An 11,745-nucleotide genomic window follows, 5' to 3' on the forward strand; every position below is an offset into this window, starting at 1 on the left:
TCAGGAATTGAACAATTTGTTAAAGGCGCGGGCGCGGCGTGTCACTTCAGCCGTGCTCTCGGCACCAAACAGGCCGTGGACCACCGCGAGCAGATCGACCCCATGGGCCACCAGTGGCGGGGCGTTTTCCAGGGTGATGCCACCGATCGCGCAGATCGGCAGATGCAATTTGCTGCGAGCCTGGTCCAGCAGTTCGAGGCTGCAGGTGGGTGCGCCGGGTTTGGTGCTGGAATTGAAGAAACGACCGAAGGCGACGTAACTGGCACCTTCCCTGGCCGCCTGCTCGGCGAGCTCGATCTGCGCGTGGCAGGTTGAACCGATGATCGCCTGGCGGCCCAGCAATGCGCGGGCCGGGGTCAGTGGGCCGTCGGTCTGGCCGAGGTGCACGCCAACGTTCAAGCGCGCTGCCAGCTCGGCGTCGTCGTTGATGATCAGCCTGGTCTTGTAGCGGTCGCACAGATCCCGCAGGGCCTCGGCCTCGCGCAGCCGGCGGGCGTCGTCGCTGCTCTTGTCGCGGTATTGCAGCAGGACAACGCCACCTTCCAGCGCCGCCTCTACGTACGACAGGAATTTACCGGCCAGTAACTGGCTGTCGGTAATGGCGTAAAGGCCACGTAGTTTCATCGGACAAGCCTCACCGCATGACTAATGGGAAGTTACGAACAGAAATCCAGCGGCAGGCGGCGTGGCACAAATTGACCTTTACCCAACTGCTCTGCATCACGCAGGGTGCGCCACGTGTAGTTAAGCGCGGTCTGCACGGCGCTGACGAGGTTTTCACCCAGGGCCAGACGACCGGCCAGGGCGCTGGCCAATGTGCAACCGGAGCCGTGATAACTGCCGGGCAAACGCTGGCAGGTAAAGGTTTCGCGGCGACCGTCGCGGGTGTACAGGCGGTTGTGGATTTCCTGCTCGTCGCCGTGACCGCCGGTGATCAACAGGTGCTTGACGTATGGCAGGAGTTTCTCGGCGCACTGGTCTGCCGTGCCCTCTGGCAGCTCGGCAAGAATTCGCGCTTCGGGCAGGTTGGGCGTGGCAATGATTGCCAGCGGCAGCAGGCGCTCGCGCATCGCGTAGCCGACTTCATCCTTGCCCAGGCGTCCGCCGCCGCCCGCGCGCAGTACCGGGTCGCAGACCATCGGCAAATGCGGGTGCGCCTGCAGCAGTTCAACCACGGTGTCGACCATTTCCAGCGAACCGAGCATGCCCAGCTTCACGGCGGCAACCTCGGAATCGTTGAGCACGGCATTGGCCTGGGCCAGCACCCACGCTCGGTCGAGCACGCGGAAATCAGTGACGTTGACCGTATCTTGCACAGTCAGCGCGGTGACGGCCGGAGCCGCATGACAGCCCTGAGCGAGCAGGGCTTCGATATCTGCCTGCAAGCCGGCGCCACCACTGGGGTCGTGGCCGGAGAGACAGAGGACAACGGGGCGGGAGCTGTAGATATTCATGGTGCGCGAGCTTACCACCAGTCGACCACCGAGTCATGAGAGGCATGTCGCCGCTGGCGAAGTCGGCCATGGCGCTGGTGAACTGCCACGGCTCGACCGCTCTATCTCAATAGATAGCGCTGGAACGCCCGTACTAGAGCCCTTCCAGGAAATTTTTCAATGGTGTTCATTGGCCACTAACGGCTATGCTAGAGTGGATCCAAATCAATAACAGGTAATACCGGTTTTACGTCTACTCAAATGGAATGAGGGGCTTCCTGAGATAACCGGACCGGCCACGCTGGGGCTTAGATGCGCTATTTGCTGATGTTGCTGCTCTGCTTGCCCCTTTTGGCGAGCGCAGTCGAGTTCGACGAGAACACTCAAAGCCTGCCGTTGGGCCGAGCCTTGCAAGTATTCGAGGATGCGGGTGGCCAGGCAACCATTGCCGATGTTCGTGCCCAGGACGCTGCTGGACAATTCAAACCCCACGATAATGCCACCCTCAACGCCGGCTATTCGCGATCAGCATTCTGGCTGAAAATCGACCTGCACTACCGTCTGAAAAATCCGGCGGCGCAAAGGACCTGGCTGCTTGAGCTGGCTTATCCGCCTCTGGATCATCTTGATCTGTATTTGCCCGATGCTGCCGGTGCCTACCAACTGGTGCGCCAGACCGGCGATGCCTTGCCTTTCAGCACTCGGGAAATCCGCCAGAACAACTACCTGTTCGATCTGAGTTTCCATCCTGATCAAGCGCAAACCCTGTATCTGCGCCTGCAGAGCGAAGGGTCAATCCAGGCTCCGGTCACGTTGTGGTCCAGTACCGCGTTCCTCGAAGAACAACCGTTGCGCCTGTATGTGCTGGGTCTGATCTACGGCGTGTTGCTGGGGATGCTGGTCTACAACCTGTTCATCTACCTGAGCGTGCGGGACACCAGCTACCTCTATTACATCTTCTACATTGCCTCGTTTGGTCTGTATCAGCTGTCGGTGAATGGCGCGGCCGTGCAGTACTTCTGGCCAGACAATCCCTGGTGGGCCAACGCCGCCACGCCGTTCTTCATCGGTTGTGCCGGTTTATTCGGCAGTCAGTTCGCCCGCAGTTTCCTGCAAACGGCCACCCACAGTCGCTGGCTCGATCGCCTGTTGCTGGCGCTGGTCGCCTTCGGTGCGGTGGTCATCGGTTTGTCCCTCATGACCAGCTACGCCCTGGCCTTGCGCCTGGCCACGGCCCTGGCGCTGACGTTCACCGTGGTGATTTTTGCCGCAGGAATCTTCGCCTGGCTGCGCGGTTTGCGCGTGGCGCGGTATTTCATCATTGCCTGGTCGGCCTTTCTGCTCGGCGGCATCGTCAATACCCTGATGGTCCTGGGGTATCTGCCGAACATATTCCTGACCATGTATTCCAGCCAGATTGGTTCGGCCATCGAAGTCGCGTTGTTGTCCCTGGCGCTGGCGGACCGCATCAACGCCATGCGCGAGCAGCAGGCGCAGACTCTGTTTGATGCCGGGCAAAAGCTCGAGGTGCTGAACCAACAGCTGGCGCACAGCAACCAGCTCAAGGACGAATTCCTCGCGACCCTGACCCACGAGTTGCGCACGCCCATGAACGGCGTCATCGGTTCGCTTGAGCTGATGCAAACCGTGGAGATGGATCCGGAGCTGGAGCAGTATCAACAAACGGCTGCAGGATCGGCCCGGGACATGATGCGCATGGTCAATGGCATCCTCACCCTGACCGAGTTGCAGGCCGGCAAGCTCACTGCCAGCGCGGCATCGTTCAGTTTGCGCAGCGTGATCGAAGCCCTGCGAGTGCAGTTCGAGGGCAATGCCCTGAGCAAATCGCTGGACTTCAAGGTCGACGTGACACCAGGCCTTCCCGACCGCTTGTTCGGTGATAGCGCCAAATTGGCACAGTGCCTGGAGTGCTTGCTGGACAATGCGATCAAGTTCACCCGGGTCGGCGGGCTGGCGCTGCGGGTCACCGGCAAACCCGCGCAACCAGGGCGAATGGCACTGTGCTTTGCGGTGATCGATACCGGCATCGGCTTTACCGACCTGGGGGAGGCGACTATGTATCAGCGCTTCTTCCAGCTGGACGGCTCGATGACCCGCGAGTATGGCGGGCTGGGCGTGGGCCTGGCCATTTGTCGGCAGCTGGTCGAGTTGCTTGGCGGGCGACTGACGCACCGCTCCGAACCAGGGCGTGGCAGTCGTTTCCAGCTGGATGTCGAATTTGAACTGCCGATCATGCAATCTGCGCCCCGAACCGCGCAGCAGTACTCGCGCTTGCGTCAGGCGCGCGATTGCAGGGTGCTGCTGGTGGACGAGAACACCGTTAACCAACTGGTGATCCGCGGCATGTTGCTCAAGCTCGGGTTTCAGGTGCGCACGGCGGACAGTGGCCCGGCGGCATTGGATTTCCTGCAGCGGGAGGCGTTTGATGCGGTATTGCTCGACTGCCAGTTGCCGCCATTCAACGGAGTCTGTGTCAGCAACCAGATCCGGACCCTGGCCGGATGCGCCGAGTTGCCAATATTCATCATCGCCTTGAGTGTTGATCGGGAGCACTGTGTCGCGAGCGCCTACACCGATTATCTGAGCAAGCCGGTTAAATTCGAGGATTTGCAGGCCGCACTGCAACGACGGGTGCTGGGCTTCGAGCAGGGCGAAAGCGCCGCCAATTAGGCAGGTATGACACTTTGAACGGCCACGGGGCAGTGCTTAACTGAAAATCCCTTGGCCGACCAAAGGAACCCCGTCATGAACCTGCATCAGTTCGCCGAAACCCATGAAGTCACCAACCAGCCACCGTCGCTGGAGGGTGCCAACCTGTACCGGATCGATTTGCCACTGCAGGAGTGGTCGCGGCGCTTTGGCGCTGGCTGGGCCGAATCGCGCATTGATGCCTACGGAGCTTTGGCGGGCGGGCCCTTGATGGCCGCAGGGTTTCTGGCCAACGAAAACAAGCCGGTGTTTTCCAGCCATGACCGTTATGGTCATCGCATCGACCTGGTGGAGTTTCACCCGGCCTATCATGAGTTAATGCGCACCGCAGTCGAGCACGGCCTGACCTCCTTGCCCTGGGCGCATCCGCAGGCGGGGGCACATGTTGCCCGTGCCTCCATGACTTATCTGCACAGCCAGGCTGAAGCCGGTAGCGGTTGCCCGCTGACCATGACCTTTGCCAGTGTGCCGGCGCTGCGCCTGCAACCGGACTTGGCCGAGCAATGGCTGCCGAAAATTCTCGCCACCCAATACGATCCGCGCAATATCGGCATGGCGCACAAGTCCGGGGTCACCATCGGCATGGCCATGACCGAGAAGCAGGGCGGCACCGATGTTCGTGCCAACACCACCAAGGCCTATCCGGTCGGTGCCAGTGGCCCCGGTCAGGCCTACGAACTGGTGGGTCACAAGTGGTTTTGCTCGGCGCCGATGTGCGATGCCTTCCTGACGCTGGCGCAGACGGACAAAGGCCTGACGTGCTTCCTGTTGCCGCGCCATCGCCCGGACGACACACGCAACCAGTTCTATATCCAGCGTTTGAAGAACAAGTTGGGCAACTGCTCCAACGCCTCCAGTGAAGTGGAGTTTCGCGGAGCGCTGGCCTGGATGGTCGGCGAAGAAGGTCGCGGGGTGCCGACCATCATCGAGATGGTCGCCATGACTCGTTTTGATTGCATGGTCGGTTCCAGCTCGCTGATGCGTCAGGCCCTGACTCAGGCCAGCCATCACTGCGCGCACCGGAGCGTTGGCGGCAGGCTGCTCAGTGAGCAGCCGTTGATGCAGAACGTGCTGGCCGACCTGGCGCTGGAAAGCGAAGCGGCGCTGGCTTTAAGCCTGCGCATGGGGCGCGCCCTGGATCATCTGGACGACAGTCATGAAGCCAAATTCGCCCGCCTGGTGACGGCCGTGGGCAAGTATTGGATCTGCAAGCGCGCGCCGGCGATGATCAACGAGGCCGCCGAATGCATGGGTGGTGCAGGTTATGTCGAGGACAGCATCCTGCCGCGCCTGTACCGCGAGGCACCGGTGAATTCGACATGGGAGGGCTCCGGTAACGTGCAGTGCCTCGACGTGCTGCGGGCGTTGTCGAAAGAGCCGGGAGTGCTCGATGTGCTGTTCAGTGAACTGGGCGATGGCCACGGCGACAAGCGCCTGGCTGCGCATATTCAACAGTTGCAGGCGGCGTTCAAGGACACTGGCGATATTCAGTATCGTGCCCGGCAGCTCACCGAAGACATTGCCCTGGGCTTGCAGGCCAAGTTGCTGCTGGAGGCAGGCAACACCGTGGTCAGCGATGCCTTTATCGCCAGTCGCCTGGGTTCGGCCGGTCGGGTGTACGGCGCGTTGCCATGTGGGTTGGATGTGCCAGCGATCGTCGCCCGCTCTACCCCGAACATCTGAGTAGCCCGATTCCTGTAGGAGTGTGCCTGCTCGCGATGACGGTGTGGCAGATTCGATTGATGCTATCGCGAGCAGGCTCACTCCTACAGGGAATCCAGTGTGCTTGCAGCAATTGTGTACTGACCACTGTTCCCGTGAAGCGACGATGCAGGCAAGATGAAGCTCTGCAAGTCAGAACACAGGATGCTGATCGTGACCGAAGCTTTTATTGTCGTTCAAACCGCCGAGCAAGCCGTGGACCGGCTTGCGCTCTTGCACGAACGTGCAACTACCGCGCTGAATCAGGCGCTCAAGCGTTACCTCAAGGATCGTATCGAACCCGACGCCGAACAGCGTGCGATGTTTCGTTATCCTGAATTGCGGCTGACTTATCACTGCCAGGGCGAAGTGCCGCAGACCACCCGCGCCTACGCCAAGGTTCAACTGCCGGGCACTTACAGCGTTACCGTCACGCACCCTGCAGCGTTTCGCAAATACCTGCTGGAACAGCTGGTGCCGCTGATGCATGACTTCACCGTGACCGTGGAAGTCGGGGTCAGCCAGCAGAACATCCCCTATCCCTACGTGGTCGAGCAGGGCGACGAGCTCGCGGGCTCCGGCGTAACGGCGGCAGTGCTGGCGCGCGTCTTCCCGAGTACCGACCTGTCTGCTGCCACCGATGGCATCGCCGATGGCCTGTACGATTGGGAAAATACCGATCCGCTGCCACTGGCCCTGTTCGACGCCGCGCGGGTGGACTTCTCCCTGCGCCGCCTGGTGCATTACACCGGCAGCGACTGGCGCCATGTGCAGCCGTGGATCCTGCTGACCAACTACCACCGTTACGTCGACCAGTTCATCGTGCACGGCCTGGAGCAACTGCGCAGCGATCCGCGCTTCGTACGCATGGTGCTACCGGGCAACGTGATCATCGAAAAGAGCATGGATCACGGCGAGGCATCGGCCATTGCCGCAGGCGTGGTGTGGCACCGTTACCAGATGCCGGCCTATCACCTGATCGCCAGCGATGGCCACGGCGTGACCCTGGTGAATATCGGCGTCGGCCCGTCCAACGCCAAGAACATCACTGATCACCTGGCAGTCCTGCGTCCGCATTGCTGGTTGATGATCGGCCACTGTGGCGGTCTGCGTCAGTCCCAGACCATCGGGGACTACGTCCTGGCTCACGCTTATATGCGTCGCGACGGGATTCTCGACCGGGTGGTGCCGCCGAACATTCCGATTCCGGCCCTGGCCGAAGTACAGATGGCCTTGCAGCAGGCAGCGGCGAACATCACTGGCGAGAAGGGCGACGAGCTGAAGAAACGCCTGCGCACCGGCACCGTACTGACTTACGACGACCGTAACTGGGAGCTGCGCTGGGCCCAGGAGCGGCCGCTGATCAACCTGTCCCGCGCCGTGGCGGTGGACATGGAAAGCGGCACCATCGCTGCCCAGGGTTATCGTTTGCGGGTGCCTTACGGCACGTTGCTCTGCGTCTCGGACAAGCCGCTGCACAGCGAAATCAAGCTGCCGGGGTCGGCCAATGCGTTCTACGAGCGAGCGGTCAGCCAGCATTTGAAGATCGGCATCGAGGCGGTGGATCTGCTGCGCACTGAACTCAACTCGCTGCACTCGCGCAAACTGCGCAGTTTCGACGAGCCACCGTTCCGCTAACAGTTCCCATGGTCATTTGACGGTCGGGGCACTAGCATTGGCAGCCCTGACCGTTAGATGTTCTTTTTGCCATGTCTCGTCCCCCACGTCCTGTTTCCCGTCGCCCAGGCACGAAACCCGCACCCGCCACCTCGGCCCCGCGCCGGGTCGCCAAGGCGCCGCCTGCCGAACCGAAGTTGATCCTGTTCAACAAACCGTTTGATGTGCTGACTCAATTCAGCGACGGCGAGGGGCGGGCGACGCTCAAGGATTACATCGAGATCCCCGGAATCTACCCGGCGGGACGCCTGGATCGCGACAGTGAAGGCTTGCTGTTGCTGACCAACGACGGTCAGTTGCAGGCGCGGATTGCCGATCCGAAACACAAGCTGGCCAAGACCTACTGGGTGCAGGTGGAAGGTGAGCCGAGTGCGCAGCAGTTGCAAAGCCTGCGTGATGGCGTCGAGCTCAACGACGGCATGACCTTGCCTGCCGAGGCCCGGCAGCTGGATGAGCCCGAGCTTTGGCCGCGCAATCCACCCGTGCGGTTTCGCAAAAGCGTGCCGACCAGTTGGCTGGAATTGGTCATTCGCGAGGGGCGTAACCGCCAGGTGCGGCGCATGACGGCTGCCGTCGGTTTGCCGACTTTGCGCCTGGTGCGAGTCAGAATTGGCGACTGGACGATCGAAGGGCTCGATCAAGGCCAGTGGAAAGAAGTGCCTGCGCGTTTATAAAGCGCCGGATTCGATCAGGCCGATCACTACGCTTTTAATGATGAACGCCGCCACGCCCAAACCTAGCACGAAGAACAGAATCATCGAGCCAAAGCGCCCGGCCTTGGATTTTTTCGCCAGATCCCAGACGATGAAACCCATGAATATGATCAGGATGGTGACCAGACCGGTCATCATCCACTCTTCGAATACTGCAGGATCCATCGAACATCTCCAGCGTGGGCGCGGCTAAAAGGGCGGGGCGAGTATACGTCATGGGGGGAGAGTGGGGCATTGACCTGTGTCGTCTATGCGGGCCCTATCGCGAGCAGGCTCAGCTGCGCAGGTGAGTCAACGGCAACTCGGTACTGTTCAACACCTGGTTCAACACAAAACTCGAGCGCACACTCGTCACCCCATCGATCCGTGTCAGGTGCCCCAGCAGCAGTTTCTGGTAGTGATCCATATCCGGCACCACTACTTTGAGCTGATAGTCGGCATCCATCCCTGTCACCAGGCTGCATTCCAGCACCTGTGGCAAGGTGCGGATCGCCGCTTCGAAATTCTCGAAGCGTTCCGGCGTGTGTCGGTCCATGCCGATCAGCACGTAAGCCGTGAGGCTCAGGCCGAGCATCTTGCGATCCAGCAGGGCCACCTGGCGTGTGATGTAGCCGTCGTCCTCCAGCTGCTTGACCCGACGTGAGCAAGGGGAAGGCGACAGGCCTATGCGCTCGGCCAGCTCCTGGTTGGAGATGCGCGCGTCGCGCTGCAATTCCGCCAAAATGCTCAAGTCGTATCGGTCGAGTTTGCTCATCATTCAGGCCTTTATCATAACTATTGCGGCAGATTATCTATCCATGGTTAAAAATTGCGCAAGTGATGTTTAATCGAGCAATCTTCGCAATCCTCTGCTGCAGCCTAAAGCCTATTCTTATTACCAGAATCACTGCTCGGACAAACAGTCCACTGCAGCTCGCCCAATCAGGCCTGCTGCGGCCGCCACCCTCCACCGGGGGATGTGCCGGCCTCCGAGCTGCACACTGTCCAGAAGACGGCGTGAGGTGAGCCGACGTCATAAGCGTCGAGCACGGACGAAGTTCTCAAAGGGAGGCCGACGGGTCTCCCTTTTTTATCGCCTGCGAAAAATACCGTGCGACTGATAACCTGTTGCAGAACCGGCCTGTGCTTTCCCAGTCTTACGTACAAGCCCCGAGCACCTGTGAGGAAAAGCATGAAGTCGCGCATCTGGCATTTGGCCGGTGTTGGTTTGTTATGCATCAGTGTCACCTCCCAAGCGCTGGCGGATGAACCGCAGCACAACGGGCAGAATCGCAATGGGCCAGATCGCAATGGCCAGGATCGCAATGGACCAGATCGTAACGGGCCGGATCGAAACAGCCAGGGGCGCCCGCCGCCGGATTACAACAGCCCGGTGCGTCCGCCGCCCCCACCACCCCAGCTACCAGCCAACGACTTGCCGATCCAGGGTCGGCCCGACAGCGTGCGCCAGACCCAGGAACCGCAGCGCGGTTATTACCAGGATGTGCCACGGCGCAACAATGGCAACCCGCAGTGGCAGGTCGGCGGGCCGGGTTCACGTCCCGATGACCAGCGTTATGACAATCGCTGGCCCGGTCGTCCGCCGGGTCATGGCAATGGTTGGGGGCCGGGGCCGCAGTATCGCCCAGGGCACGTGATCGACCGCTTCCCGGAGCGTGATTACCGCGTGCCATACGGGGGCCGCGACTATTTCTATTCTGGCGGCTACTGGTACCGGCCGCAGGGGCCCCGTTATGTGGTGGTGCAGCCACCACGCGGGATTCGTGTGGGCTATCTGCCGGAATACGCACAGGAAGTGTGGATCGGCGGTTCGCTGCTGTTCCTGGCGGCCGGCTCGTACTACGCCTATCAGGAAAGCACCCGCGACTACGTAGTGGTCGAGCCGCCGGGACAACCGCTGCCGCAGTCGGCCAGCAACGGCTATGACGTGGAAGCCTATCCGGCAAACGGCCAGTCGCCGCAGCAGGTCAATCAGGACGGCTACGACTGCTATCGATATGCGGTCGAGCAGAGTGGTTTTGATCCGCGTGCCGACACCTACCAGCCGGACCCGTCGGTGGTGCAAATCTACCGTCAGGCCCAGGGCAACTGTCTCGGCAGCCGCGGTTATCAGGTCAAATTCTGAGCCCGGGCCGCTTGCACCACTTCCTGCGGGTCGGCGTGCACCAGCACTTCGGCGCGCGGATACGCTGCGTGGATCGCATCCGCGGCTTGATCGCTGATGGCATGGGCCACGGACAGGCTCAAGTCGCCGGGCAACTCCAGGTGTAACTGCACAAACCACTGGTTGCCCGAGACCCGGGTGCGCAAGTCATGCGCACCCAGCACGCCGGGCACGCCGCAGGCCAGTTCAAGCATGTGCTGGCTGACATCCAGTGGCAGCTCTTCATCCATCAGCACGGTAAAACTCTCCCGGGCAATCTGGATTGCGCTCCACAGGATGTACACCGCGATGCCCAGGCCGAACCACGCATCCAGTTGATGCCAGCCGAACCCGGCCAGCACCAGCGCGATCAGGATGCTGCCGTTCAGCAGCAAGTCCGAGCGATAGTGCAGGGAGTCGGCGCGCACCGCGTTGGAGCCGGTGGCCTTGACCACTCGGTGCTGGAGCACCAGCAGCGCCAGGGTCAGCACTAGCGAGAACAGGATCACCCCGATGCTGATCCAGGGAGCGCCTATTGGCTCGGGATGTTGCAGCCGATCAAACGCCTGCAAGGCGATCAGCACCGCACTGCCGCCAATGAACAACGCCTGGGCCATGCCGGCCAATGACTCGGCCTTGCCATGGCCGTAGCGGTGATCGTCATCGGCCGGGCGCAGGGCGTAATGGACCGCTAGCAGATTGAGCAGCGAAGTGACGCCGTCCAGTGCCGAGTCGGTGAGCCCGGCGAGCATGCTGACCGAGCCGCTCAACCACCAGGCGATGGCCTTGGCGACGATCAGGGTACAGGCCACCGCCACCGAGGCACGGGTTGCCAACCGCAGCAGGCGGGCATGTTCGGCGCTTGAAATCATAAGTGTGGCGGTTCCTTCCAGTGGGGTTATGCAGCGGGTTGCAGGCCGAACATCGCCAGCTGCTGAGCGCTGCCCTTGTGCTGGATCAGACGTGGATCGTCCAGCGGGAAGCTGCGCCCCAGCTCGGTTTCGAGGATGGTCTGCAACTTGCGGTTATCGACCTTACCGTCCGGGCCAACGGCTTCCTGGAGTTTTTCTGGAGCCACCTGGGCGGTCTTGCCCGGTTCGAAGTAGATCGCGCCGGTGGCGAAGTCCACGGCGAAGGCGATCAGCCCCGGGACGATATAGAACAGCAGGCCAACGGCATCGAGTACGGCGATGGCCGGGTCGATCTTGCCGTCGATCTGGCCACGGCGATCCGGGTAGAAAATCGATCCGCAGGCGGTCACTTGGGTCAGCAGGGTTGCCACGAGAACACCACCAATCAGGCGAAAGGGAGCACGCATATGAATCTCCTTGAGTCATCTGGAAAACGA

Annotated in this window: 11 protein-coding genes; 5 read left to right on the forward strand and 6 right to left on the reverse strand. The window is 61.3% G+C overall.

Annotated elements, in window-relative coordinates; all coding sequences use genetic code 11:
• Together thiE and ORL50_RS07655 are read right to left on the reverse strand one after the other, a co-directional pair.
• Positions 1–624, reverse strand: coding sequence for a thiamine phosphate synthase (thiE, locus tag ORL50_RS07650; RefSeq protein WP_266011781.1), 624 nt, complete (start codon positions 622–624; stop codon positions 1–3).
• Between the two features lie 32 nt (positions 625–656).
• Positions 657–1,454: a hydroxymethylpyrimidine/phosphomethylpyrimidine kinase gene (locus ORL50_RS07655; RefSeq protein WP_266011783.1), complete on the reverse strand. Its 798-nt coding sequence runs from the start codon at positions 1,452–1,454 to the stop codon at positions 657–659.
• 291 nt (positions 1,455–1,745) lie between these two features.
• On the opposite strand from ORL50_RS07655, the gene ORL50_RS07660 reads away from it, so the two are divergent.
• From ORL50_RS07660 to ORL50_RS07675, 4 genes are all read left to right on the forward strand, one after another.
• A complete protein-coding gene (locus ORL50_RS07660) occupies positions 1,746–4,124 on the forward strand; it encodes a hybrid sensor histidine kinase/response regulator (RefSeq protein ID WP_266011785.1) in 2,379 nt (792 codons plus the stop codon).
• Between the two features lie 75 nt (positions 4,125–4,199).
• Entirely contained in the window at positions 4,200–5,846 is a 1,647-nt protein-coding gene (locus ORL50_RS07665; protein ID WP_266011787.1) for an acyl-CoA dehydrogenase family protein, read from the forward strand.
• A 156-nt stretch (positions 5,847–6,002) separates the two neighbouring features.
• On the forward strand, positions 6,003–7,502 hold the full coding sequence (gene amn, locus ORL50_RS07670; protein ID WP_266011789.1) for an AMP nucleosidase: 1,500 nt from the start codon (positions 6,003–6,005) through the stop codon (positions 7,500–7,502).
• Between the two features lie 71 nt (positions 7,503–7,573).
• Positions 7,574–8,215, forward strand: coding sequence for a pseudouridine synthase (locus ORL50_RS07675; RefSeq protein WP_266011792.1), 642 nt, complete (start codon positions 7,574–7,576; stop codon positions 8,213–8,215).
• On the opposite strand, the gene ORL50_RS07680 is transcribed toward ORL50_RS07675, so the two are convergent.
• Entirely contained in the window at positions 8,210–8,419 is a 210-nt protein-coding gene (locus tag ORL50_RS07680; protein ID WP_122838947.1) for a DUF2788 domain-containing protein, read from the reverse strand. The two genes, ORL50_RS07675 and ORL50_RS07680, sit on opposite strands and share 6 nt — an antisense overlap.
• Before the next feature lie 109 nt (positions 8,420–8,528).
• Entirely contained in the window at positions 8,529–9,008 is a 480-nt protein-coding gene (locus ORL50_RS07685; protein ID WP_045062103.1) for an Lrp/AsnC family transcriptional regulator, read from the reverse strand.
• A gap of 417 nt (positions 9,009–9,425) precedes the next feature.
• Here ORL50_RS07685 and ORL50_RS07690 point away from each other — a divergent pair, with 417 nt between their 5' ends.
• Positions 9,426–10,379, forward strand: a complete 954-nt coding sequence (locus ORL50_RS07690) for a DUF6515 family protein (protein ID WP_266011797.1) — start codon at positions 9,426–9,428, stop codon at positions 10,377–10,379.
• On the opposite strand, the gene ORL50_RS07695 is transcribed toward ORL50_RS07690, so the two are convergent.
• Together ORL50_RS07695 and ORL50_RS07700 are read right to left on the reverse strand one after the other, a co-directional pair.
• Complete coding sequence (locus tag ORL50_RS07695; protein WP_266011799.1) at positions 10,364–11,269, reverse strand: cation diffusion facilitator family transporter; 906 nt, start codon at positions 11,267–11,269, stop codon at positions 10,364–10,366. The two genes, ORL50_RS07690 and ORL50_RS07695, sit on opposite strands and share 16 nt — an antisense overlap.
• Positions 11,270–11,295: 26 nt before the next feature.
• The gene (locus ORL50_RS07700; RefSeq protein ID WP_266011802.1) at positions 11,296–11,715 is read right to left on the reverse strand and encodes a polyribonucleotide nucleotidyltransferase; all 420 of its coding nucleotides are present in this window, start codon (positions 11,713–11,715) and stop codon (positions 11,296–11,298) included.
• Positions 11,716–11,745 lie beyond the last annotated feature (30 nt).

The sequence above is a fragment of the Pseudomonas sp. RIT-562 genome, assembly GCF_026241895.1.
Classification (GTDB): domain Bacteria; phylum Pseudomonadota; class Gammaproteobacteria; order Pseudomonadales; family Pseudomonadaceae; genus Aquipseudomonas; species Aquipseudomonas mandelii_F.

Coding starts and splice junctions, on each gene's coding strand:
- ORL50_RS07685 (WP_045062103.1), bottom strand. CDS start 9,008: ATGAGCAAACTCGACCGATACGACTTGAGCATTTTGGCGGAATTGCAG.
- ORL50_RS07690 (WP_266011797.1), top strand. CDS start 9,426: ATGAAGTCGCGCATCTGGCATTTGGCCGGTGTTGGTTTGTTATGCATC.
- ORL50_RS07660 (WP_266011785.1), top strand. CDS start 1,746: ATGCGCTATTTGCTGATGTTGCTGCTCTGCTTGCCCCTTTTGGCGAGC.
- ORL50_RS07695 (WP_266011799.1), bottom strand. CDS start 11,269: ATGATTTCAAGCGCCGAACATGCCCGCCTGCTGCGGTTGGCAACCCGT.
- ORL50_RS07665 (WP_266011787.1), top strand. CDS start 4,200: ATGAACCTGCATCAGTTCGCCGAAACCCATGAAGTCACCAACCAGCCA.
- ORL50_RS07655 (WP_266011783.1), bottom strand. CDS start 1,454: ATGAATATCTACAGCTCCCGCCCCGTTGTCCTCTGTCTCTCCGGCCAC.
- amn (WP_266011789.1), top strand. CDS start 6,003: ATGAAGCTCTGCAAGTCAGAACACAGGATGCTGATCGTGACCGAAGCT.
- thiE (WP_266011781.1), bottom strand. CDS start 624: ATGAAACTACGTGGCCTTTACGCCATTACCGACAGCCAGTTACTGGCC.
- ORL50_RS07680 (WP_122838947.1), bottom strand. CDS start 8,419: ATGGATCCTGCAGTATTCGAAGAGTGGATGATGACCGGTCTGGTCACC.
- ORL50_RS07700 (WP_266011802.1), bottom strand. CDS start 11,715: ATGCGTGCTCCCTTTCGCCTGATTGGTGGTGTTCTCGTGGCAACCCTG.
- ORL50_RS07675 (WP_266011792.1), top strand. CDS start 7,574: ATGTCTCGTCCCCCACGTCCTGTTTCCCGTCGCCCAGGCACGAAACCC.